This window comes from Micromonospora sp. NPDC049240, assembly GCF_040647835.1.
In the GTDB taxonomy this organism is placed as follows: domain Bacteria; phylum Actinomycetota; class Actinomycetes; order Mycobacteriales; family Micromonosporaceae; genus Micromonospora.
Genome location: NZ_JBEZCX010000012.1, coordinates 26437 through 49694, shown reverse-complemented (window position 1 = coordinate 49694; position 23258 = coordinate 26437). Strand labels below are relative to the sequence as shown.

Below are 23258 nucleotides of genomic sequence, written 5' to 3'. Positions count from 1 at the left end.
CCCCGGCCGGCGTTCAGTCGTCGTCGCCGTGGCGACCGTGGTCGTCGTCCCGGTCGTGCGAACCGTGGTCGTCGCGTCCACCCCGGTCGTCGCGTCCACCCCGGTCGTCCGTGCCGGCCCGCTGCCGCTCGGCCTCCAGCACGACGCCGGTCGCCCGGTCGACCTTGACCTCGTGACGCCAGCCGTCGCGGGTGACCTTGACGCTCCACGCCGGACGGCCGTGCTCGGTCTCCGCCTCGATCTCGGTGACCCGGCCACCCCCGGTGCGGGCCAGCGCCACCTCGGCGGCGCGCTGCCGGCTCACCGTGCCGCCGGCCGCCCGCGCCGGACCCGCGTCGTCGTCCGTGCCCCGGCGGGCCGGGTTGTCCTCCCGACCGGTGCCCGCCGGGGCGCGGTCGTCGTCGGCCGTGCCCCGGCGGGCCCGGTCGTCCCCGCCGCTGGTCGCCGACCGGGCCGGGTTGTCCTCGCCGCCCGTGCCGGTCCGGGCCGGGTTGTCCTCGACGGTCACGGCGGCCGGGGCGGTGCGGCCGGTCGACCGGTCCGCCGCGGTCGTGCCGAGCGCCGCGCCGGTCACCGCCAGCACGGCGACTCCACCGGCCGCCGCCAGCATCAGGGAGGTACGTCGCATGGTTGCCACCTTTCCTCGGTTCGTGTCGTCGAGACTGCGCGCCGGACGGTCGGGGCCGCGCTAGCCGACAGACAACGCCGGGTTAAGGCGCGTGATCGTCGTCGGCCGGGAAAATCGCTGTCCGTCGCCGGAGCACGGTGGTAGACAGCCGGGGTGTCCGAGACGTTGGAGTTTCCCGAGCTGCTGCGGTTGATCGACGAACGGTCGACCGCGTTCCGGGCGGCGGTCGCCGCCGCGCCCGACCTGGACGTCCAGGTGCCGACCTGTCCGGAGTGGACGCTGTTCGACCTGGCCCGGCACCTGGGCGAGGGGCGCCGATCCTGGGCCGCCACGGTGGCCGCTGGGCCGGGTGCCCCGGCCAAGGTGGTGCCGGCCGGCCCGCCCGCGCCCCGGGAGCGGGCCGCGCTGCTGGACTGGCTGGCCACGTCGACGCGGCAGCTCCTGGACGCGCTGCGGGCGGCCGGCCCGGACCGCGGCTGCTGGACCTGGTGGGGGACGTCGCAGTCGCCGTCGACCTGTGGTGCGGTCGCCCGGCACCAGCTCCAGGAGGTCGCGGTGCACACCTACGACGCCCAGCTCACCGTGGGCGACGCGCAGCCGCTGCCGGTCGAGGTGGCACTCGACGGGGTGGAGGAGTTCCTGTTCACCTGCTGCACCACCACGGCCGGCTGGCCGCACGGGCCCGCCGCCGTCGACTACCACAGCACCGAGGGCCGCTCCTGGCGTCAGTCGCTCTCCGCCGACGGGGTGACGGCCGCCCGCCTGCCCGATCCGGCCGATGGCGCGGGCCCGGCCGACGCCGCCGCCCACGGCACGGCCGGCGACCTGGTCCTGTCCTTCTACGGCCGCATCCCGCTGGACGCGCTGAAGATCGACGGTGACCGGGGCCTGTTCGACAAGCTCGTCGAGTGGGAGCCGGAGTAGGGCGCGGGGCCGTCAGGCAGACGGCGCGGCACCGAGCCGGAGCACCACCCGGGCCCCGCCACCGGCGGCGGCCGACAACTCCAGCCCACCGCCGCTCGCGCGGGCGGCCCGCTCGGCGATGTCCAGACCGAGCCCGGTCGACCCGGCCCGGCTGGCGCCGCGTCGCACCGGGCCGGGCGGCAACCCCGGGCCGGCGTCGGCCACGGTGAGCGCCACCCGGTCCGGCTCCGCCGCGAGCCGCACCGTGAACGGGGTGCCGTCCGGTGTGTGGGCGAAGACGTTGCCCAGCAACGCGTCCACGGCGGCGGCCAGCTCGTCGCCGCTCAGCCGCACCGGTAGCGGGCCGGGGTCGAGGTCGAGCGTCACGGTCCGGCCGGTGTCCTCCGCGAGCACCGACCAGAACGTCACCCGCTCGCCGACCACGGTGGCCGCGTCACAGCCCCCGCCGGTGGCCGCCGTGCCGCTGCGCCACCGGGCCCGTTGGATCACCCCGGTCACCGCCCGCTCCAGCCCGTCCGCCGCCGCGGTCAGCCGGGCCGCGTCGTCCGGGTCGCGCAACGACTCGGCCTCCAGCCGCAGCGCCGTCAACGGGGTACGCAGCCGGTGGGACAGGTCGGCCACCTGTTCGCGTTCCTCGCGCAGCAGGATCTGGATCCGCTCGGCCAGGTGGTTCAACGCGCCCGCCACCTCGCGCAACTCGGCCGGCCCGGCCGGTTCGACACGCGCGTCCAGCTCCGCGTTGGCGAGCCGGTGCGAGACGGCGGACAGCGCCGTGATCGGCCGGACCAGCGTGCCGGCCAGCCGGTCGGCGACCACCAGGCCGACCAGCACGAGCAGCGCGCCGAGCAGCGCCAACACCAGCCAGGCGCGGGTCACCCCGGCGGTCAGCTCGGCGCGGGGGACCAGCGTACGGATCACCCCGGTCCCCTCCGGGCGGCCCTGCACCGCGACCACCACCTCCCGCCCGGCGGCGGACTCGACGGTCAGGCTCTGCCCCCGGGCGGCCAGCGTGACCGCCGGGGTACGCGGCGCCGGCGCGCCGAGCACCGTGCCGTCGGCGAGGAAGACGCTCACCTCGCGGCCGGTGTCGACGGCGAGCTGGTCCACGGTCAGCCGGACGGTCTCCGGCGTGGCGGTGCCGACCACGGTGACCAGGAGCTGCACGTCGGCGGTGGCCCGGGCGGTCGCGCGGTCCGCGGCGACGGTGCGCACCAGCACGGCCAGCGGCACCAGGAACGCGACCATGACGAGCACCCCGACGGCCGCGACCAGCAGGGTCAGCCGGCGCCTCACCGGTCCTGCTCCGGCACGTCGAGTCGTACCCCCACGCCGCGCACCGTGTGCAGGTAGCGGGGCGCCTGGGCGCTCTCGCCGAGCTTGCGGCGCAGCCAGGACAGGTGCACGTCGACCGTCTTGTCGGCGCCGCCGTACGGGATCCGCCAGACCTCGGTGAGCAGTTCCCGCTTCGTGACGACCTGCCCGGGGCGGCCGGCGAGGTGGTGCAGCAGGTCGAACTCGCGTGGGGTCAGCTCCACCGGCGTGCCGTCCAGCGTGACCTGCCGGGACCGCCTGTCGATGCGTAGCCCGCCGAGCACCAGCGCCGCCTCCGTCGCGCCGTCGCCGGCCGAGCGGCGCAGCACCGCGCGGACCCGCGCGTCCAGTTGCGCGGCGGTGAACGGCTTCACCAGGTAGTCGTCCGCGCCGGCGTCGAGCAGGCGCACGATCTCCACCTCGTCGTCGCGGGCGGTCGCCACCACGACCGGCACCGGGCTGACCGCGCGCAGCATCCGCAGCAGCTCGGCGCCGTCCAGATCGGGCAGCCCGAGGTCGAGCACGACCAGGTCGGGCCGGTCGTCCAGGGCGTCACGCAGCCCACCCAGGGCGGTCGACGCCGCGGCGACGGCGTGCCCGTACTCCCGGAGGGCGCGCAGCAGCGGAGTGCGGATGGTCAGGTCGTCCTCGATGAGCAGCAGGCGCGCCACGCAAGGGAGGGTAGCCGTTCGGCGGGCCGGCGACGGGGTCCGTTAACCGGACCTTAGCGTCGCCCTACGACCGGCCCGACCCGGCGCGGGGCAGACTCGGGGCATGGATCGCCGTACCCTCCTCGCCGTCACCGGCTGGCTGGCCACGACCGTGGCGGCCACGCTCGTCGGGCTGGCCGCCGTCGACCTGGCCGGCGCGGGCATCACCGGCACCGCGGGCGGGGTGCGTACCGAGCGGGACGTCGCCCGCGCGCTCGCCGTACCCGATCCGGGGGCGGGTGGCGCGACGAGCGTGAGCCCGGTCGCGACGCCGACCGGGACGCGGTCCGGCGCCGCGACGCCGACCGGCGCCCAGCGGGGCTTCGTGACGGACGGCGGCAGCGTGCTCGCCGAGTGCGGGCCGGGCGGCGTGCGCGTGGTGGCGTCGTCCCCGGCGCCCGGGTACCTGACGAAGGACGCCGACCGGGGGCCCGACGATCACGTCGAGGTCCGCTTCGTGGGCGGTGGTCGGGAGTACGAGGTGCGGCTGCGCTGCCGGGGCGGAGTGCCGACACGGGACCCGGAGGACTGAGTATTCGCAGCTCAGAGCCGTTGACTGTCCAAGATCGGACAGCGCTGTCGGTGGTTGGTGGGCGGTGGGGCGACATAGCTTCGAGGAGCAGGGGGAGTGATCGCCGCTGATCGCCCGACGCATCACGAACGCCTCCTGCCGGCGTACCGGTGGGAGAGAGGACCACCATGTCCAGCCCCAGATCGAGGAGGGGAGCGACCGGCCAGCCCACCCCGAGCGCGCGGGAGGCCGCGTACGTCGACGCGCAGATCGACTCGTGCTCGTCGGCCGGGCTGCCGCCGACCGCCCGGGTGTTGTTCGCCGTCGTCGACGCGAACGGCACGCTGGTCCGCGGCCTGGGCGCCACCTCGGCCACCCGGCTCGCCGCCGGGATGTACCAGGTGGCCTTCGACCAGGACGTCGCCGGAGCGGCCTACGTCGGGACCGTCGGCCCCGCCAGCGGGGGCGGGCTCGCCCAGCAGGGCGTCATCACGGTGGCCCCCCGGGTTGGCATCGCCAACGCGGTCTTCGTCGAGACGCACGCCGCGAGCGGGCACGCGGATCGGCCGTTCCACCTGGCTGTGCTCGCCTGAGCGGGCCGGACACGAGCGCACGGCGCCGCACGACCGTCCGGTCGTCACGTCGCCGCGCTCTGGCCGTCTCCCACCGTCGCAGCCTTACGGCGGTACGTCAGCGGGGACCTGGCTCGACCGGCCCAGCTCGCAACCGGTCTTGTCGACTGCTGATGCCCGTCCGGCGGGGGTCCAAACCTGACCGGCGTGGGGAATTCCACCATCTGCCAGTCCCGGCGTGCTGGGCACACGAACGGGGTATGAGCGGGCCATGGAGCATTTCACGATCGCGACCGTCGCCGAGAAGAGTCCCGACTTCCGCCGCGTGCTCTGGACCGGGGAGCACACCCAACTGGTCATCATGACCATCCCGCCGGGCGGCGAGATCGGCGAGGAGGTCCACGAGGGCATCGACCAGATCCTCACGTTCGTCAGCGGCACCGGTGAGGCGCGGGTGGCCGGCGAGAAGAAGGAGGTCGTCGCCGGCGACCTGGTGGTCGTGCCGTCCGGCACGAAGCACAACTTCGTCAACACCGGGCCCAACCCGTTGGTGCTCTACACCGTCTACGGCCCACCGGAGCACGCCGACGGCGCGGTGCACAAGACGAAGGAGGAGGCGGACGCCGCCGAGGAGGCCGGCGAGGACGAGCCACCCACGTCCTGACTGGTGAGAAGGGGCCCCTCCTATACCTGAAGCGTTAAGAAGGGGCCCCGCCTTGCACCAGGCCGGGGTATTTGATGCCGGCGCCGGTGTTGAGGACGACGACGCGCTCGTTGGGGCGAATCCAGCCGCCGGCGCGCAGGTGCCGGGCGGCGGTCAGGCAGGCCGCGCCCTCCGGGCAGAGCAGCAGCCCCTCCCGGGCGGCGAAGTCGCGCAGGTCGGCGACGATCTCCGCGTCGTCCACCGCGATCGCGGTGCCGGCGCTGTCCCGCAACGCGGCGAGGATCAGCTCGTCGCCGAGCGGGGCCGGCACGGTGATGCCGAACGCGAGCGTGTGCGCGTCCCGCCACGGGGTGGCGCGCGCCTCGCCGGCCGCGAACGCCCGCACGATCGGCGCGCAGCCGGTGGACTGCACGGCCACCAGCCGGGGCAGCTTGTCCTCGACCCAGCCCAGCTCGCGCAGCTCGTGCAGCGCCTTGTGGATGCCGATCAGCCCGACGCCGCCGCCGGTGGGGTAGATGATGACGTCGGGCACCTGCCAGCCGAGCTGCTCGACGATCTCGTACCCCATGGTCTTCTTGCCCTCGAGGCGGTACGGCTCGCGCAGCGTGCCGGCGTCGAAGATCCGCCCGCCGGAGGCGGCGACCAGCGCGGCGATCTCCCGGCCGGCATCGTTGATCAGCCCGTCGACCAGTCGCAGGTCCGCGCCGGCGGCGAGGCACTCCTGGCGGCAGATGGTCGGCGCGGCCAGCGGCATGGCGATCGTCGCGCCCATCCCGGCCCGGGCCGCGTACGTCGCCCAGGCCGCGCCCGCGTTGCCGTTGGTCGGCATGGCGATCCGCTCGACGCCCAGCTCCTTCGCCCGGCTCACGCCGACCGCCGCGCCGCGCGCCTTGAACGACCCGGTCGGGGTGAGCCCCTCGTCCTTGACGATCAGCTCCGCCACGCCGATCTCGTGGCCGTACGCCCGGGCGTGCCACATCGGCGTCCAGCCCTCGCCCAGCGTGGTGACGAACCGCGGATCGGCCACCGGCAGCAGTTCCCGGTAACGCCACAGGTCGGCCGGGCGGAGCCCGAACTGCTCCGGCGTCACGGTGGCGGCCACCGCGGCCAGGTCGTAGCGGGCCAGCAGCGGGGACCCGCAGTCGCACAGGTTCTGCAGCTTGTCGGCCGGGTGTTCCAGGCCGCAGCGCGGGCACTCCAGGTGCGTCAGGTGCACGGTGGTCCTCAGCTCGCGTCGATGCTCAGCCAGTGCCGGCTGCGCCGGCCCGGCTCGTACGGGGAGTCGAGGCGCTTCGCCACCACTCCGGGGAGCCGCTGCTCTCGGGCGGCCCGCAGGGCGTCCGCGCCGACACCCGGGAACCACGGCGGAGTCTGCCAGTGCGGGCCGGCGAGCGCCAGACCGTCGAGCAGGTCGCGGCGTTGCGCGTACGGCACGTCGAGGCTGGACACGCCCTCCAGCCAGAGCAGGTCGACGGCGAGGAACTGACCGTCGCGCCGGCTGGGCGGCTTGACCCGCCCGGCCGGGTCGATGCGCACCAGCACCCCGTCCAGCACCACCTCGGTGGGGGCCAGCTCCTCGGCCATGGCCCGCAGCCAGGGGTGGTCGCCGGTGATCTCCGTGTCGTCGCCGTCGAGCAGCCGGAGCCGGCCGCCGGAGACGTACGCCATCGCCCGCACGCCCGCCCAGCGCGGCTCGTACCCCCAGGCGGCGGCGTCGCGCGGCAGCCGGCCGCCCTCGGTGGCGCGCATCGGGCGGACCAGCTCGGGCATCGGCGTCCAACCCGCCGGCGCCGGGTCGGTGCGGCGGACCATCCAGTCCCGACCCCGGCCGCCGGTGGCGAACAGGACGTACCGGCCCTTGGTGCGCGCGCCGTCGAGCACCACGATCACCTCGTCGTCGCGCCACTTCTCGGCGCGGTAGGTGCCGGTGTCGTGCACGGTCATCCGCCCGCCGCCGTACTCGCCGGCCGGGATCTCGCCGTGGAACGTCAGGTATTCCATCGGGTGGTCCTCGGTGTGCACGGCGAGGTGGTTGCGGCCCGGGTCGCGGGGCAGGCCGCGCGGCACCGCCCAGGAGGCCAGCACGCCGTCGTGCTCCAGCCGCAGGTCCCAGTGCAGGCTGCGGGCGTGGTGCTGCTGGATGACGAAGCGGGGCGCGCGCCGCGCGGCCCGCTTCCGCGCCGGGGGCCGCTCGGGCACCGGCTCCGGGGTACGCGCCGCGTCCCGCTTCCGCCGGTACTCCTCCAGCCGGTCCGCCACAGCCGTATTCTCCGGCATACCCGGCGCGCGCGCCGGCATGGCGACGGCGTTGCGGGGTAGAACCGTCGACATGGACCTCGACCAGCCCACCCTTCTGCTTCCCGGCGACGTCCGGATCCCGCTCCTCGGCTTCGGCACCTGGCAGGCCACCGGCGAGGACGGCTACCAGGCCGTGCTCGCCGCGCTGGACGCCGGCTACCGGCACCTCGACACCGCCACGATGTACGGCAACGAGAAGGAGGTCGGGCGCGCAGTCGCGGAGAGCGGGCTGCGCCGCGAGGACCTGTTCATCACCACGAAGCTGCCGCCGGACCGGGTGGGCCGGGAACGGGAGACCATCGAGGCGAGCCTGGCGGCGCTGGGCACCGAGTACGTCGACCTGTGGCTGGTGCACTGGCCGCCGTCCGCGCCCGGCGACAGCATCCCGGTCTGGCGGGAGATGCTGGCCGCCCGGGACGAGAACCTGGCCCGCGCCGTCGGGGTGAGCAACTACTCGACCGCGCAGCTCGACGAGCTGATCCAGGCCACCGAGGAGACGCCCGCGGTCAACCAGATCCGGTGGAGCCCGTCGCTGTACGACCGGCAGACGCACGCCGCCCACCGGGACCGGGGCGTGGTGCTGGAGGGCTACAGCCCGTTCAAGACCAGCGACCTGTCCGACCCGGTGCTGGCGCGCATCGCCCAGGCGCACGACGTCTCGCCGGCCCAGGTGGTGCTGCGTTGGCACATCGACCACGAGATCGTGGTGATCCCGAAGTCGGTCACGCCGGAGCGGATCCGGGCCAACGCCGACGTGTTCGGGTTCTCGCTGACCGCCGAGGAGATGCGCGACATCGACGCGCTGGGCGGCTGACGCCGCGTACGCGGAAGGGGGCGCGGTCCGGTGCGGACCGCGCCCCCTCGTGTCGCGGTGGTCAGCCTCGGGCGCAGGCGGTTCCGTTGAGGGTGAAGCTGCTCGGCGCGGAGAAGCTGCCGTTCAGCGTCGCCTGGTAGCCGAAGTTGGTCGACGCGCCGGGGGCCAGCGTGCCGTTGTAGTCGACGTTGCGCGCGGTCACCGCCGAGCCGCTCTGCGACACGGTGGCGTTCCACGCGCTGGTGACGTTCTGCCCGGAGGGCAGGTTGTAGTTGAGCGTCCAGCCGTTGATCGTGCTGTTGCCGGTGTTCTTGACGGTCACCTCGGCGGTGAAGCCGTTGTTCCACACGTTCGTCGACCGGTAGGTCACGGTGCAGGCCGAGCTGCCCGAGGGCGGCGGCGTGGTGGTCGGCGGCGTCGAGGTGGGCGGCGGGTTGCTGCCCCCGGTGTTGACGCTCTGGGAGAACGAGTTCACGGCCAGGCCGACCCCGCCCTGCCAGGGCTCGAAGCCGGCCTGGATGCTGGTGAGGTACCAGTCGTTGGTGATCGCGCCCCGGTTGCGGGTGTCGTTGATGAACGCCAGCGCGTCGAAGCTGAAGCTGGGGATGGCGGACGGCGCCACGTACGAGATCACGTTGTTGGAGCCGTTGCTGCCCCGCCAGACCTCCCAGGTCCGGCCCGCGATGTTCGTGTTGCCGACCGGGGAGCCGATGGGCTGGATCGAGCCCTGCCGGTTGAGCCAGATCATGATCTCCATCTGGTTCACGCCGTCCTTCTTGGGCGACGGGTCGAGCCAGATGTCGTACGCGGCGTCGTAGATCGCGCCGCTGACGTAGTTGTAGCTGATGCTGGCCGGCGCGCTGCTGATGTTCTTCACCTGCACCGGCAGGTTGGTGCCGGGAGAGCAGTTGGTGTAGTGGCAGCCCACGAAGATCGACGGGTAGGAGACCGGTGCCCCGTTGGTCGGCGCGGAACCGTCCGCCCGGGTGATCGAGAAGCCGGTCGAGGTGACGTTGATGCACTGCTGGGCGCTGGTGCCCCAGCGGTTGTTCTGCACCACGTACTTACCACCGATGGTGGTGGAGCCGTACTGGTCGCAGATCTGGGTGTCGGCGGAGGCGGTGCCGCCGAGCGCGACGGCGACGATGCTGCCGGCGGCCAGCAGGCCGGCGGCGGCGAGGGCCCGGAGTGAACGCTTCATGATGCTCCTTGAGTCGGCGCGGGGGCGCCGGTGGTGTCGAGGGATACGTGCGGGAGCGCTCCCATGTTCACCGGAACACATTTACATGTTTGAAATCGATACGCAACTGAACCGGTTAAGAAGCGTCAGGAGGGGCCCTTCGGCACTTCCGTGGGCCCGGTCGCAGCGAGTAGTGTCTTGCCTCCAACGCGTTCCGACCCCCTCCGGAGGCGTACCCCACGATGGGTGGTTCTCCCCTGCGCATCCTCGTCGTCGGCGCGGGCGTCGCCGGCCTCGCCGTGGCCCGGGCGCTGCGCCTGGCGGGGTTCCGGCCGGACGTCACCGACCGGCTGCCGCCCGGCGAGCGCACCGACACCGGCCTCTACCTCCCCGGCAACGCGGCGCGAGCGATGCGCCGACTCGACCTGGACGGGCCGCTGCGACCACTCGGTGAGGTGATCCACCGGCAGCGCTTCCTCGACGCCGCCGGCGCGCCGCTGTGCGAGGTCGACCTGGACACGCTCTGGGCCGGGGTGGGGGAGTGCCGGGCCCTGCCCCGCGCCGAACTGCACCGGGTGCTGCTCACCGGCGCCGGCGGCGCGGTCCGGCACGGCGCCGAGGTGAGCACCGTCGACCCCCACTCCGCCGGCGTCACCGTCGGCTTCACCGACGGCACCGGCGGCGAGTACGACCTGGTCGTCGGCGCGGACGGACCCCGCTCCGCGGTCCGTACGCTGGCCGCCCTCGGTGGTCCGCCCCGCCCCGCCGGGCAGGTGGTCTACCGCGCCGTGGTGCGCGACGGCCCGCCGGTCACCGACTGGACCGCCCTGCTCGGCCAGCGGGCCGGCTTCCTGATGGTGCCGCTCGGCGCCGGCCGGCTCTACTGCTACGCCGACGAGGCCGGCACCGCGCTGCCCGCCGACCCGCTCGCCCGGCTGCACGAGCTGTTCGACGGCTACGGCGGCCCGGTGCCCGAGGTGCTCGCCGCGCTGGAGACGGTGCACGTCGAACGCACCGAGGAGGTCGAGCTGGGCCGCTGGTTCCACGGCCGGGTGCTGCTGGTCGGTGACGCCGCTCACGCCGTCGCGCCGACGCTCTCCCAGGGCACCGCCATGGCGCTGGAGGACGCGGTCGTGCTCGCCGAGTCGCTCCAGGCCGCCGGCAGCGTCGACGCCGCGTTGATCGCGTACGAGAGTCGGCGTCGGCCGCGTACCCGCTGGGTGCGGGACCGGACCCGGGACCGCAACCGCACCCGCGACGTGCCGCCGGCGCTGCGCGACCCGTTGCTGCGCGGACGCGGCGGTCGGATCTTCGGCGAGCACTACCGGCTTCTCACCGGCCCGCCGTAGAAGCGCCGAAGATCGTAGCCGCCCACCCCACGCGGCGGGGCCACCTACCGGGGACTATCCTCCTTGCGGATGACGGCTGCGCCGATGACCAGCGCGCCGAGCGGGACAACCCAGAACCGGAGGCCACTCGTGACCACCGTCGCACCCAAGCCGGTCGTGACCCGGCCCTGGCCGGTCCGCGAGCCGGTCAAGGGGTCGGCCCTCGCGCGGCTGCTGCGCACCACGGACGCGAAGCAGATCGGGATCATGTACATGGTCACCGCGTTCGCGTTCTTCATGATCGGTGGCCTGATGGCCCTGATCATGCGCGCCGAGCTGGCGCGACCGGGGCTGCAGTTCCTGTCGCCCGAGCAGTACAACCAGCTCTTCACCATGCACGGCACGATCATGCTGCTGTTCTTCGCGACGCCGATCGTGTTCGCCTTCGCGAACTACGTGGTGCCGCTGCAGATCGGCGCGCCCGACGTGTCGTTCCCCCGGCTGAACGCGTTCGCGTACTGGCTCTACCTCTTCGGCGGCACGCTGGCCGTCGCCGGCTTCGTCACCCCCGGCGGCGCGGCCGACTTCGGCTGGACGGCCTACACGCCGCTGAGCAGCGTCGAGCACTCCCCGGGCGTCGGCGCCAACATGTGGGTGGTCGGCCTGGCCATCTCCGGTCTGGGCACCATCCTCGGCGCGGTCAACCTGATCACCACGATCCTGACCCTGCGCGCGCCCGGCATGACCATGTTCCGGATGCCCATCTTCACCTGGAACATGCTGGTCACCAGCCTGCTGGCCATCCTGGTCTTCCCGCTGCTGGCCGCCGCGCTGTTCGCGCTCGCCGCGGACCGCCTGCTCGGCGCCCACGTGTACGACCCGGCGACCGGCGGCCCGATGCTCTGGCAGCACCTGTTCTGGTTCTTCGGGCACCCCGAGGTCTACATCGTGGCGCTGCCGTTCTTCGGCATCATCACCGAGATCATCCCGGTCTTCTCCCGGAAGCCGATCTTCGGCTACAAGGGCCTGGTCGCCGCCACCGTGGCCATCGCCGCGCTGTCGATGAGCGTCTGGGCGCACCACATGTTCGCCACCGGCCAGGTGCTGCTGCCGTTCTTCAGCTTCCTGAGCTACCTGATCGCGGTGCCGACCGGCATGAAGTTCTTCAACTGGATCGGCACCATGTGGCGGGGCCAGGTCACGTTCGAGACGCCGATGCTCTGGGCGATCGGCTTCCTGGTCACGTTCCTCTTCGGTGGTCTGACCGGGGTGCTGCTGGCCAGCCCGCCGATCGACTTCCACCTGCACGACTCCTACTTCGTGGTGGCGCACTTCCACTACGTGCTGTTCGGCACCATCGTGTTCGCGGTCTTCGCCGGCATCTACTTCTGGTTCCCGAAGATGTTCGGCCGGATGCTCGACGAGCGGCTCGGCAAGATTCACTTCTGGCTCACCATGATCGGTTTCCACACCACGTTCCTGGTGCAGCACTGGCTGGGCGCCGAGGGCATGCCCCGCCGGTACGCCGACTACCAGGCCGACGACGGTTTCACCACGCTGAACATGGTCTCCACCATCGGCGCGTTCATCACCGGCATCTCGACCCTGCCGTTCATCTGGAACTGCTGGAAGTCGTACAAGACCGGCCCGGTGGTCGAGGTCGACGACCCGTGGGGCCACGGCAACTCGCTGGAGTGGGCCACCACCTGCCCGCCGCCGCTGCGGAACTTCGACCGGATGCCGCGGATCCGCTCCGAGCGGCCCGCGTTCGACGCGAAGTTCCCCGAGCTGGCCGCCGGGCAGAGCGTCGCCGGCCCGCCGGAGGGTGGCGCCAAGCCGCTGACCAGCGAGGTCAACGGTGGTGCCAGCTACCAGGAGGACACCGCCGGGAACCTCGACCAGCGCTGACCCGATCAGCCCACGCCGGGCGCCGCACCCCTCCGGGGCGCGGCGCCCGTCGCCTTTCTCTCCCCCTCCCCCTCGCCCCGCCCCGCCCCGCCCCGCCCCGCCCTCGCCCGCCCCGCCCTCGCCCCGCCCTCGCCCCGCCCCCGTTGATCAAGAAGTTTGCGTCGGCGATGGCCACCGAACTGACGCAAACTCCTTGATCAACGGAGTCCGGCCCAGCCGACGAAGCGGTCGAACAGCTCGCCGGGGTCCGGCACCATCAGCAGCAGCAGACGCGCCGGTTGGCACGGCCATGGAGCCGCGCAGACGCGGCAGAGCCAGCGGGGTCGCATCGGAACGTGCGGCCGCATCGCTCGGCGACTGCGATCGGGTACGGGAGAGGAATGGGGTGCATCCATTCCGCGATCGTGCTCGCGTTGTTATCGATCGTCAACCCCGATCGCTGTTACCGACCGTCGAGCAACTGGCGATACCTACCGTCAAGGGGTGGTCGAGTTCGTGGGAATCGCCGAGATCCGAGACATGCTCGGTGGCGTCTCACGCGCCCGCGCATCGGTGGTCGCCTCCCGTCGTGACTTCCCCGCCCCGTACCAGGTGCTCAAGATGGGCCAGATCTGGCGGAAGTCGGACGTCGAGAAGTGGGTCCGGGAGCACCGACCCGACCTGTCGGCCGACTGAGACGGCTGACCGCCCGCCCTCGCCGTCACCGGCAGGCCGGCGGCCTGGGTGCGCCTGTCGTCGCTATGGCAACAACAACCGCACCCACAGTGCACAGGCCGCACGCACGCGGCACCGGTCAGGGGAGCGCGGGGGCCCGGTCCGGCTCTGGAGTGACGGTGGCGGGCGGAGGTGCGGTGCGGCGGTGGCGCAGCTCGACCGGGAGCACGACCAGCGCCACCAGGACGCCGACCGCGCCGGTGACCGCGAAGCCCCAGGCCGGGGCGGAGGCGTCGATCACCGCGCCGGCCAGCGGCGCGCCCAGGGCGATGCCGACCGTGACGGCGGAGCCGTGCAGACCCATCGCCAGGCCGCGCACGTCGGGCGGAGCCAGCCGGCTCACCGCGTCCGCGGTGGCCGCGATGGTGGGCGCGCAGAGCGCGCCGGTCGGGATCAGCGCCAGGGCGAGCAGCCACCAGTGCGAGCCGCCCAGCCCGACCGGGATGGTGGTGAGGCTGAGCGTCGCCACCAGCGCCAGCGGGGAGAACGAGCGGCGTACCGCGCCGTAGGCGAAGCCGCCCACCAGCGAGGCGACCGCCCACACGGCCAGCACCACGCCGGTCCACCCGACCTCGCCGCCGGCCCGGAGCACCGCCACCACGGCGACGTCGGTGCCACCCAGCACCAGCGTGGCGGCCAGGCTGACCGCCAGCACGGAGAGCAGGCGCGGGGTGAGCCACTCCCGCCGCGGCACCGCGCGCCGCGGGCCGGCCGGCTCGTCGACGCCCCGGGTCGGCGGGTTCAGCAGCCAGAAACAGATGCCGGAGGCGACGATGCCGGCGCCGACCGCCCAGAGCGTGAGGCGCGGCGTGACGGTGGTCGCCAACGCCACCGCGGCCGCGGGGCCCACCATGAACGACAGCTCGACCGACATCGAGTCCAGCGCGTACGCCGGGCGGCGTTGCTCCGCCGGGACCAGCGCGGCGATGGACTGGCGGACCACCGAGAAGACCGGCAGCGCGAGCAGCCCGGCCAGGAACGCGGCGGGCAGCAGCACCGGGTAGGAGAGGGTGGGCGCGGCGGCCCAGAACACGCCCTCGACGATCGTGCAGAGCAGCAGCACCGGCCGCAGGCCGTGGCGGTCGACGAGCCGGCCGAGCAGCGGCGCGCCGATCGCCGTGCCGACGGTGGCCGCGGCGCCGACCAGGCCGGCGGCGCCGTAGCCCCGCCCCAGGTCGAGCACCACGTAGAAGGTGAGCGTCACCCCGACCGCGGTCAGCGGGATGCGGGCCAGCACGGACACCAGCAGCAGCGAGCGCAGACCGGGCAGGGCCAGCGCCTCCCGGTAGGGCTTCAGGTTCACGACGGCCGCACCTCCCGCGCCATCCTGGGCCGGAGGTGCGACAGTCGCAAGCGATTACCTGGTCAAGCGGCGTTGATCACAGGGTCGCCGACCATGGCGACACCGGCGCCGTCGAGCGCGCGCAACGCCACGTCGAGCGTCTCCGGCGCGACGGCGGCGGTCAGCTCCAGCAGCACGGTGGTCCGGAAGCCCTCCCGGGCGGCGTCCAGCGCGGTCGCGCGGACGCAGTGGTCGGTGGCGATGCCGACCACGTCGACCCGGTCCACGTCGTGCCGGCGCAGCCAGTCGGCCAGGCACTCGCCGTCGGGCGCGTGCCCCTCGAAACCGGAGTACGCGGCCGCGTGCTCGCCCTTGTGGAAGATCGCCTCCACCCGCCCGGTCTCCAGCTCGGGGTGGAACTCGGAGCCGGACGTGCCGACCACGCAGTGCCGGGGCCAGGAGTCGACGAAGTCCGGCGGGTCACCGAAGTGCGCGCCCGGGTCGACGTGGTAGTCCTTGGTCGCGACCACGTGGTCCCAGCGGTCCGGCTCGGCGGCGAGCAGCCGGGAGATGCCGCCGGCCACCCCGGCCCCGCCGCCGACCGCGAGGGAGCCGCCCTCGCAAAAGTCGTTCTGCACGTCCACGATGATCAACGCGTTCGCCATCTGGTCGGTCCCTTCTCAGGTCGCGGGTAGGACGGTCACCGGCACCGCCGGGTCGCCGCCGGAGAGCTTGAGCCCCTCCCACGGGATGGAGATCAGGCACTCTCGCAGGTGTTCCCGGGACTCGTCCAGCGTCGGCAGCGTCACCGGCTCGCCGGACACCACGTACGAGTGCTGGAGCAGCCGGTCGTTGGGCTGCCGGTCCGGCACGCCCTGCGGCACGATGACCTCCTCGGTGGCGGTGCCGGTCGGCTTGTGCCGGCGGACGGCGACCTTCCGGCCGCCGATGGTGGACTTGTGCTCGGAGCGCTTGACCACCGGCCGCCCCTCCACCTCGACCAGCTTGTAGACCAGGCCGGCGGTGGGCGCGCCCGAGCCGGTCACCACCGCGGTGCCGGCGCCGTACATGTCGACCGGCTCGGCGGCGAGCGAGGCGATCGCGTACTCGTCCAGGTCGCCGGAGACGATGATCTTCGTTTCGGTGGCGCCGAGTGAGTCGAGCAGCTCACGGGACTGCTGGGCGATCACCGCCAGGTCGCCCGAGTCGATCCGGACCGCCCGCAGCTCCGGCCCGGCCACCGCGATGGCGTTGCGGATGCCCTGCGCGATGTCGTACGTGTCGACCAGCAGCGTGGTGTCCTTGCCCAGCGTGGCGACCTGGGACGCGAACGCGGTCCGCTCGTCGTCGTGCAGCAGCGTGAACGCGTGTGCGGCGGTGCCGGCGGTCGGGATGCCGTAGCGCTGCCCGGCGGCCAGGTTGGAGGTGAACCGGAACCCGGCCAGGTACGCCGACCGCGCGGCGGCCACCGCGGCCTCCTCGTGCGCCCGGCGGGAGCCCATCTCGATCAGCGCCCGGCCCCGGGCGGCGGTGACCATCCGGGCCGCCGCCGCGGCGATCGCGCAGTCGTGGTTGAGCACGGAGAGCACCAGCGTCTCCAGCACCACGCACTCGGCGAACGAGCCGGACACGGTGAGGATCGGTGAGCCGGGGAAGAACAACTCGCCCTCGGCGTAGCCGTCGACGTCGCCGGTGAACCGGTAGTCGGCCAGCCACTGCGCGGCCCGGTCGTCGACCACGCCGGTCCGGCGCAGGAAGTCGATCTCCGTCGGGTCGAACCGGAAGTCGCGGATCATCTCGATCAGCCGGCCGGTGCCGGCGACCACCCCGTAGCGGCGGCCGGCCGGCAGCCGCCGGCTGAACACCTCGAAGACGCAGCGCCGGTCGGCCGTGCCGTCCTGAAGCGCGGCGCTGACCATGGTCAGCTCGTAGTGGTCGGTCAGCAGCGCGGGGCGAAGGGTGCTCACCGCCCCAGCCTAGAGTTCAGGCCGGATCCGTGCCGTCGTGCCCCGGCATCGAACCCAGCGCGGCCCGCAGCTCGCTACGGCGGGTGACGCCGAGCTTGCTGTAGACGCGTTGCAGGTGGTTCTCCACCGTGCGGGTGGAGAGGAACAGCCGTTCCGCGATCACGCGGCTGGTCAGCCCGGTGGCGGCGAGGCGGGCGATCTCCCACTCGCGGTCGCTGAGCGCCGGCCGGAGCAGCCGTAACGCCGGGGTGGAGATCTCGTCGCAGCGGCGCAGCAGGTCGGCGAGGCGTTCCCGGGCCGCCCCCGGAACGCCGGCCCGGGCGTCCCGCATCCGGTGCAGCGCCATCGCGGTCGCCTCGGCGGCGTAGACGACCAGCTCCCGGTCGGCGAAGCCGTCGGCGACCGCGAGCAGGTCGTCCGGGGAGCCGTCGAGGGCGGCCCGGGCATACCGGGCGACCAGTGGCGGCAGCACGCCGTCGATCTGTTCGGAGAGTTCCGCCAGGCGCTGCGCCACCGAGCGTCGGCCACCGTCGGTGCAGGTGGGGCCGACCGGGGCGGCGGCCTGGTCGAGCCGGACCAGGTCGAGCAGGACGAGCATCTCGTGGCCGGCGAGGCCGTCCTCGCGCAGCCGGTCGGCCAGCGCGCAGAGGTGCTTGACGGCGCCCGGCAGGTCACCGGCCACCGCCTGCGCGGCGCCCCGGGCCTGCTCCAGCCACGGGTAGAGGACCGCCATCCCGGGCGCGTGCGTGCGGTCCGCCTCGGCCATCGCCTCGGCGGCGTGCGCCGCGTCCCCGCGCAGCGCCGCGGCCTGGGCGCGCTCGGCGTGGGCCAGGCCGGCGTAGACCCGGCTGGTGGTGAGCACCGCGCAGGCGCCCAGGCTGGTCCGGAGCGCGTCGCCGCCGCGCCCGCGCAGCCGTGCCGCGTACGCCTGGAGGATGGCCAGGTAGCCGCTGCCGAGCCGGAAGTCGCCGGCGCCGGCCAGGTCGGCGAACTCGTCGGCGACGATCGCGTCGATGCCGGCCAGGTCGCCGGAGAGCGCCAGCCGGGTGCCCCGGGCCAGTTCCATGGCGAGCTGGAGGTAGGGCATGTCGGAGCGCCAGCACGCCGCCTCGGCCTGCACCCGGGCGATCGCGGTGGCGCTGCGACGGTACTGCCCCTGCGCGGCCTGGAGGTGGGCCAGCGTGCAGCGGGCCAGTTCCCGGGCCGCCATCGGCGCGGCGGGGCGGTCCAGCACCTCCTGGGCCAGCCGCACCGCGACGTCGACGTCCAGCCGGTGCAGCCGCATGATGGCCTCGAAGGCGCGGACCCGGGCCCGGTCGGCGGGATCGGCCAGCTCCGCGCCGCGGGCGGCGATCTCCTCCACGGTGGACTCCCGGTTGAGCCCCCAGTAGCTCACCATGCCCCGGACGGTCAGCCAGCGGCTGCGCCGCCGGTCGTCGTGGATCTCGCCGGCGACCTGGTCGAGCACCCGGATCGCCTCCTCCGGCCGGTCGCCGAACATGAGGATGGTGGCGAGCAGTTCCGCGGCGTCCGTGCCGCCGCCGGCCTCCAACGCGGCCCGGGCCAGCCGGGTGGCCAGCGGCACGTCGTACCGGCCGAACGCCTGCACCGCGGCGTCGAGCAGCAGCGTCACGTTCTGCGCCGTACCCGAGTCGAGCCGCCACACCGCGACCCGCAGCAGATCGTCGCGACGGCGCTTGCCGACCTGTTCCAGCAGCTCGGCCAGGGTGGCCTGGAGCCGGCGGGTGCGGCTGACCGGGCAGTGCCGGCGCATCACCTCGCCGTAGAGCGGGTGGGCCAGCCGGACGTTGAGCCGCCGGTCGTCGCGGACCATGGCGATGAGGCCGCGTTCCTCGGCGGCCTCCACGTCCGCTGGCTCGACCGCCCGTTCCAGCAGGTGCAGGCCCAGCGGCTCGCCGAAGGCGACCAGCTCCACCACCGCCCGGACGCCCGGGGTCAGCCGCCCGATCCGGGTGTCGATCAGGTCGGTGAGGCTGGGCGCCAGCTCCAGCCGGCCGGTCCACCGCCAGATCCCGTACCTGCGGTCGAGCTCGTCGCCGGCGGCCAGCACCAGCTCGCGCAGCAGCAGCGGGTTGCCGGCGGAGAGCCGGAACAGCCGGTCGGAGGAGCCGGCGTCGACCGGGCCGCCGAGGATCGCGGCGAGCAGGCCGGTGGTCTCGCTGCGGCCGAGCGGGCCCAGCTCGACCAGGTCGACCAGGTCGTCGGTCCACAGCGCGCGGATCGGCAACGGGATCTGCTCGCCGTTGCGCAGCGTCCCGATCACGGTGGCGTTCTCCGAGCGGGCGACCAGGTGCACCAGCGCCGCCGAGGGCGGGTCGAGCAGGTGCGCGTCGTCGATGGCCAGCACGATGGGCCGGCCCGCGGCCTGTTCCTGGAGCAGATCCACCGCCCAGCGCAGGATGCCGGCGGGGGAGAGGCCCTGCGGTTGCGCGGCGGGGAGCACCTGGACCAGCCCGCCGAACGGCAGCGCGGCGGTGGTGGCGCTGGCCGCGACCGACCAGATCGCGAAGCGCTCGGGGGAGAGCGCGGCCACCCCCTCCCGCAGCAGGCGGCTCTTGCCCACCCCGGCGTCGCCGCTGAAGAGCAGGCCGCGCCCGTCCGGACCGCCGATCGTGGATGACAGCCGGTCAAGTTCATCCGCTCGGCCGACGAACTCCCACCTGGTCATCGAGGCAGCATATCGATGGAATGCCCTCCGCGTGCACGCCGTCACGCAGTGAAGTTGAGTAATCTGGCAATTACTCCTGAGTACCGGATGTGTTCGGTGTCGGATGGCCGACACCCGTACTCTTCCGACATCCCCGCCGGGGACAGTTCCCGCGACCGGGCCGCGCCCGGCCGCCTCACCGGGAGGCCGTCTGATGAAGCCGGGTCCACTCCCTTCGGTCGACGTGCCCGATCCGGGCGACCGCGCCGAGCCGCCGCGATGCGCCGCGCTCCCGACCCGCCTCGGCGTGACCGCACCGGGCCCGGACGAGCCGCTCGCCGTGGTCGCGGCCGGCCCGGCCGGCGCCGGTCGGCGCGAGCTGGTCGCCGGTCTGCTCGGGGTGCCGGCCGGGACGCTGGCCGTGCCCGTCGGCAGCCACCTGCTCGTCAACCACGCCAAGGTCGCCACCCGGGCGGCCGGTGTCCCGGGCTACCGCCACCCGCTCGCGTACGGCGTCGACCCGCTCGCCACCGGTCCCGCGCTGGCCCGGCCGCCGCGCCGGGTAGAGCTCAGCCTGCCCGACCCGCTGCTGCGGCACTTCGCGGTGCTCGACACGCCGGACACCGCCGCGCTGGGGGTGGCCGGTGGCCGGGTGCTGCGGGACGCCGTGGGCCGGGCCGGCGCGCTGCTTTTCGTGATCGCCGCCGACCAGGCGTTCAGCGCCGCCGAGCTGCACCTGCTGACCGAGGTGGCGCGGGCGTCGGTCGAGGTGTTCTTCGTCGTCACTCCCGGCGGGACCGGCTGGGCGGTGCCGGCGGACGGCGCGACGGCGGAGGGCACGGGGGCGTCCGTGCCGTCGCCCGGCCCCGCCGGCCCGCCCGGCCCCGCCGGCCCGCTCGACTCGGTGGCGGTCTCCATCGCGGCCCACCGGGCGGTGCTGTTGGCCGCGGTGCCCGCGCTCGCCCGGGCCCGGTGGTTCCCGGCCCGCCGCTCCGAGCTGCCGAGCCTGCGCCGGGCGTTGGTCGGCTGGGCCGCCGGCGAAGGGCTGCGGCGGGCCAGCGCCCGGCCGCCCGAACCACCCGGCGCGCACGGCCGGGTGGCGGTGCTGACCGGCGTCGAGCCGGCCGAGCTGGCCGACCGGCTCGACCGCCAGGCCCGCTCCTGCGCCCAGCGGATCCGCCAGCACCTCGCGCTGGAACTGGCCAACATCCATCTCCGGGTGGTCCAGGAGATCGTCTTCGGGGTCGGCTGCGCCGGCCTGCCGCCGTTGCTCGACCGTGAGCTGGAGGCGCTGTCCCTGCTCGCCACCGCGCAGTGCGACGAGGCGGTGCGCGGCATGGTCGACGACGCCGCCGCCCGGGTCTTCGGCGCGCCGCTCGCCGAAGGCGTACGCCGGCGGATCACCCGCGCGGTGCGCTGGGGTCTCGCCGACCATCCCGACGGCCGGGAGCTGGACCGGGTGCTCCTGGTCACCAGCACCGCCGGGGTCGCCTCGTTGGCCGGCGTCGGCGCCCTGGACGCGCTGGCCGGGCTGCCCGGCGCGGCACGCGACGAGGCGCTCCCGCCGGTCGGCGTGGCGCTGAACGGCGGCTGCTGGCAGCACTGGCGCGCGCCGGGCAACGACGACCCGAACGCCGCCCGGTCCTGGGCCCAGCGTGCCCTGCGCGAGGTGGAACTCGAACTGTCCCGCGAGGTGTCCCGTCGCTTCGAGGTGATCCGTCTCTCGCTGGGTGGAGTGCTCGCCGATGCTGTCGACCACGGCATCCTGCTCGCCTGAGGCCGGGGTCGCCGGGTGCGCGCCCGTGGTCCGGGCGGGCGATCCCGACCGCCGCGCCGTTCCGGTTCATCGGTTCGGCGGATCCGGTGGCACGATGGGGGGCATGGCGGCTCCACAGGTTGCGCCGGTCGAGACGCCGGACACCACAGAGGTGCCGGTCTCCGACCGGCCATGGGTGACCATCGTCTGGGACGATCCGGTCAACCTGATGACGTACGTGACCTGGGTGTTCCAGAAGCTGTTCGGGTACAGCAGGGAGAAGGCGGAGCAGCTCATGCTGGACGTGCACCACAAGGGCAAGGCGGTGGTCTCCAGCGGGGCCCGGGAACGCATGGAGCACGACGCGGCGCAGCTGCACGCGTACGGTCTGTGGGCGACGGTGGACCGGTCGTGAGCGTGAGGAGTGAGCCGGTGTTGCGAGCCCCGCAGTCGCGAACAGGGACGGCGCTGTGAGCGTGAGGAGTGAGCCGGTGTTGCGAGCCCCGCAGTCGCGACCGAGGACGGCGCGGTGAGCATGTTCCGTCGCCGGGGCGACAGCTACGTGGCCAGTTTCGCGGTGGACGAGGTGCGGGTGCTGCGCAAGGTCGCCTCCGAGGTGGTCGGGCTGCTCACCGACGGCTTCGACCACGGCGACCCGGTGGTCGGCCGGCTCTTCCCGGAGGTCTACCCGGACGACGACGCCGGCACCGCCGAGTTCCGCCGCTACACCGAGGGTGACCTGAAGACCGCGAAGATCGACCAGGCCGGCGCGATCCTCGCCGCGTTGCCCGACGGCGACGCGGGCGGCGAGGTGCGGCTGGACGCCGAGGCGGCCGAGGCGTGGCTGCGGGCGCTCAACGACGCCCGACTGGCGATGGGCGTCCGGCTGGAGATCAAGGACGGCACCGACCTGGGTGAGGAGCTGGACGACGCGGTCGCCGCGGACCCGGCCTCGTCCCGGGTGTTCCAACTGTCGGTCTACGCCTATCTCGGGTATCTCCAGGAGTCCCTGCTCAACGCGCTCATCGACTGAGTGGTGACGGCGGCCACCTCGCCGCCCGGGGCGGCCAGGCGCTAGGCTGGTCGACGTGCTGAGCATCGACCGGTCGATCATCGACGCGATCGTGGCCCACGCGCGCCGGGACCACCCGGACGAGGCGTGCGGCGTGGTCGCCGGTCCCGCCGGCAGCGACACCCCGACCCGGCACATCCCGATGGACAACGCCGCCCGTTCGATGACGTTCTACGAGTTCGACTCGATGGAGCAGTTGCGGGTCTGGCGGGAGATGGACGACCGCGACGAGGAGCCGGTCGTCATCTACCACTCGCACACCGCGACGGAGGCCTACCCGTCCCGCACGGACGTCTCCTTCGCCGGCGAGCCGGGTGCGCACTACCTGCTCGTCTCCACCCGTGAGCCCGACACCGAGGAGATCCGTTCCTTCCGGATCGTCGACGGGGTGGTCACCGAGGAGCCGGTCGAGATCGTGGACGCCGCCGTGGACCCGAACGCCGTCCAGTCCTACATGTTCGGGCAGAGCCCGGCGACGGTCGACTACGAGTGTTCCGGCCGCTGATCCCCAGCGCCGGCATGCCCTTTCCCGTCCGTCACCTGGCACGACCTGAACGAGGAGCACGAGACACCATGGCCATCGAGGTTCGCATCCCCACCATCCTGCGCAGCTACACCGGCGGCGCGAAGGTCGTCGAGGGCAGTGGCGACACGCTCGCCGACCTGCTCACCGACCTGGACTCCCGGCACGCCGGCCTGCGGGGCCGGCTGGTCACCGACGCCGGCGCGTTGCACCGGTTCGTCAACGTCTACGTCAACGACGAGGACGTCCGTTTCCTCGGCGCGCTGGACGCGAAGCTCAACGACGGCGACAGCGTGACCATCCTGCCGGCCGTGGCCGGCGGCGCGTTCGGCTTCGCCGCGGCAGCGGCGATCGCGTCGCACAGCGCCGCGGCAGCGGCGACCGCCTCGCACGCGAGGTCCGCGCGCGCCGTCGCCGTCCGCTAGGCG

General features: G+C 73.8%; 23 protein-coding genes. 13 read left to right on the top strand and 10 right to left on the bottom strand.

The features are described 5' to 3' along the window. Positions 1-13: 13 nt before the first annotated feature. Positions 14-628 (bottom strand): PepSY domain-containing protein, encoded by a 615-nt coding sequence (locus AB0B02_RS19595; RefSeq protein ID WP_357302128.1) that lies wholly within the window; start codon positions 626-628, stop codon positions 14-16. A gap of 153 nt (positions 629-781) precedes the next feature. Here AB0B02_RS19595 and AB0B02_RS19590 point away from each other — a divergent pair, with 153 nt between their 5' ends. After that, on the top strand, positions 782-1552 hold the full coding sequence (locus AB0B02_RS19590) for a maleylpyruvate isomerase N-terminal domain-containing protein (RefSeq protein ID WP_357302125.1): 771 nt from the start codon (positions 782-784) through the stop codon (positions 1550-1552). Between the two features lie 12 nt (positions 1553-1564). On the opposite strand, the gene AB0B02_RS19585 is transcribed toward AB0B02_RS19590, so the two are convergent. Continuing rightward, entirely contained in the window at positions 1565-2845 is a 1281-nt protein-coding gene (locus AB0B02_RS19585; RefSeq protein ID WP_357302122.1) for a HAMP domain-containing sensor histidine kinase, read from the bottom strand. Then, positions 2842-3534, bottom strand: a complete 693-nt coding sequence (locus AB0B02_RS19580) for a response regulator transcription factor (RefSeq protein ID WP_357302119.1) — start codon at positions 3532-3534, stop codon at positions 2842-2844. Before AB0B02_RS19580 ends, AB0B02_RS19585 begins: the two co-directional genes overlap by 4 nt. A gap of 103 nt (positions 3535-3637) precedes the next feature. On the opposite strand from AB0B02_RS19580, the gene AB0B02_RS19575 reads away from it, so the two are divergent. The 3 genes from AB0B02_RS19575 to AB0B02_RS19565 all read left to right on the top strand — a co-directional run bounded on the left by AB0B02_RS19575 (position 3638) and on the right by AB0B02_RS19565 (position 5320). Then, a complete protein-coding gene (locus AB0B02_RS19575) occupies positions 3638-4105 on the top strand; it encodes a septum formation initiator (protein ID WP_281936131.1) in 468 nt (155 codons plus the stop codon). A gap of 167 nt (positions 4106-4272) precedes the next feature. After that, positions 4273-4677 (top strand): hypothetical protein, encoded by a 405-nt coding sequence (locus AB0B02_RS19570; protein WP_281936129.1) that lies wholly within the window; start codon positions 4273-4275, stop codon positions 4675-4677. Between the two features lie 250 nt (positions 4678-4927). Then, positions 4928-5320, top strand: coding sequence for a cupin domain-containing protein (locus AB0B02_RS19565; RefSeq protein WP_281936127.1), 393 nt, complete (start codon positions 4928-4930; stop codon positions 5318-5320). A gap of 34 nt (positions 5321-5354) precedes the next feature. Here AB0B02_RS19565 and AB0B02_RS19560 read toward each other — a convergent pair whose 3' ends face one another. Then, on the bottom strand, positions 5355-6536 hold the full coding sequence (locus AB0B02_RS19560; protein WP_281936125.1) for a threonine synthase: 1182 nt from the start codon (positions 6534-6536) through the stop codon (positions 5355-5357). Between the two features lie 8 nt (positions 6537-6544). Beyond that, complete coding sequence (locus AB0B02_RS19555) at positions 6545-7579, bottom strand: DNA polymerase ligase N-terminal domain-containing protein (RefSeq protein WP_281936123.1); 1035 nt, start codon at positions 7577-7579, stop codon at positions 6545-6547. Between the two features lie 70 nt (positions 7580-7649). Between AB0B02_RS19555 and AB0B02_RS19550 the strand changes: the two genes are divergently transcribed. Continuing rightward, positions 7650-8432, top strand: coding sequence for an aldo/keto reductase (locus AB0B02_RS19550; protein WP_281936121.1), 783 nt, complete (start codon positions 7650-7652; stop codon positions 8430-8432). A gap of 61 nt (positions 8433-8493) precedes the next feature. Here the strand turns inward: AB0B02_RS19550 and AB0B02_RS19545 are convergent, their stop codons facing one another. Next, on the bottom strand, positions 8494-9633 hold the full coding sequence (locus AB0B02_RS19545; protein ID WP_281936119.1) for a cellulose binding domain-containing protein: 1140 nt from the start codon (positions 9631-9633) through the stop codon (positions 8494-8496). A gap of 221 nt (positions 9634-9854) precedes the next feature. On the opposite strand from AB0B02_RS19545, the gene AB0B02_RS19540 reads away from it, so the two are divergent. From AB0B02_RS19540 to AB0B02_RS19530, 3 genes are all read left to right on the top strand, one after another. Next, entirely contained in the window at positions 9855-10961 is a 1107-nt protein-coding gene (locus AB0B02_RS19540) for an FAD-dependent monooxygenase (RefSeq protein ID WP_281936117.1), read from the top strand. 129 nt (positions 10962-11090) lie between these two features. After that, positions 11091-12848, top strand: coding sequence for a cytochrome c oxidase subunit I (gene ctaD, locus AB0B02_RS19535; protein ID WP_281936115.1), 1758 nt, complete (start codon positions 11091-11093; stop codon positions 12846-12848). A 495-nt stretch (positions 12849-13343) separates the two neighbouring features. Continuing rightward, positions 13344-13523: a hypothetical protein gene (locus AB0B02_RS19530; RefSeq protein WP_107162403.1), complete on the top strand. Its 180-nt coding sequence runs from the start codon at positions 13344-13346 to the stop codon at positions 13521-13523. Between the two features lie 118 nt (positions 13524-13641). Here the strand turns inward: AB0B02_RS19530 and AB0B02_RS19525 are convergent, their stop codons facing one another. The 4 genes from AB0B02_RS19525 to AB0B02_RS19510 form a co-directional block, all read right to left on the bottom strand. Next, complete coding sequence (locus AB0B02_RS19525) at positions 13642-14865, bottom strand: MFS transporter (RefSeq protein ID WP_357302110.1); 1224 nt, start codon at positions 14863-14865, stop codon at positions 13642-13644. 62 nt (positions 14866-14927) lie between these two features. Continuing rightward, positions 14928-15509 carry an isochorismatase family protein gene (locus tag AB0B02_RS19520; RefSeq protein ID WP_281936111.1) on the bottom strand — a complete coding sequence of 194 codons (582 nt, stop codon included), beginning with the start codon at positions 15507-15509 and terminating at the stop codon, positions 14928-14930. 15 nt (positions 15510-15524) lie between these two features. Further along, on the bottom strand, positions 15525-16811 hold the full coding sequence (locus tag AB0B02_RS19515; RefSeq protein ID WP_281936109.1) for a nicotinate phosphoribosyltransferase: 1287 nt from the start codon (positions 16809-16811) through the stop codon (positions 15525-15527). Between the two features lie 16 nt (positions 16812-16827). Continuing rightward, a complete protein-coding gene (locus AB0B02_RS19510; RefSeq protein WP_357302106.1) occupies positions 16828-19500 on the bottom strand; it encodes a LuxR C-terminal-related transcriptional regulator in 2673 nt (890 codons plus the stop codon). Between the two features lie 193 nt (positions 19501-19693). On the opposite strand from AB0B02_RS19510, the gene AB0B02_RS19505 reads away from it, so the two are divergent. From AB0B02_RS19505 to AB0B02_RS19485, 5 genes are all read left to right on the top strand, one after another. After that, positions 19694-21256 (top strand): hypothetical protein, encoded by a 1563-nt coding sequence (locus tag AB0B02_RS19505; protein ID WP_357302102.1) that lies wholly within the window; start codon positions 19694-19696, stop codon positions 21254-21256. Positions 21257-21359: 103 nt separating this feature from the next. Continuing rightward, positions 21360-21650 (top strand): ATP-dependent Clp protease adapter ClpS, encoded by a 291-nt coding sequence (gene clpS / locus AB0B02_RS19500; protein WP_107162392.1) that lies wholly within the window; start codon positions 21360-21362, stop codon positions 21648-21650. 120 nt (positions 21651-21770) lie between these two features. Further along, complete coding sequence (locus AB0B02_RS19495) at positions 21771-22268, top strand: DUF2017 domain-containing protein (protein ID WP_199199973.1); 498 nt, start codon at positions 21771-21773, stop codon at positions 22266-22268. 55 nt (positions 22269-22323) lie between these two features. After that, the gene (locus AB0B02_RS19490; RefSeq protein WP_107162394.1) at positions 22324-22812 is read left to right on the top strand and encodes a M67 family metallopeptidase; all 489 of its coding nucleotides are present in this window, start codon (positions 22324-22326) and stop codon (positions 22810-22812) included. A gap of 68 nt (positions 22813-22880) precedes the next feature. After that, complete coding sequence (locus AB0B02_RS19485) at positions 22881-23255, top strand: MoaD/ThiS family protein (protein ID WP_281936099.1); 375 nt, start codon at positions 22881-22883, stop codon at positions 23253-23255. Positions 23256-23258 lie beyond the last annotated feature (3 nt).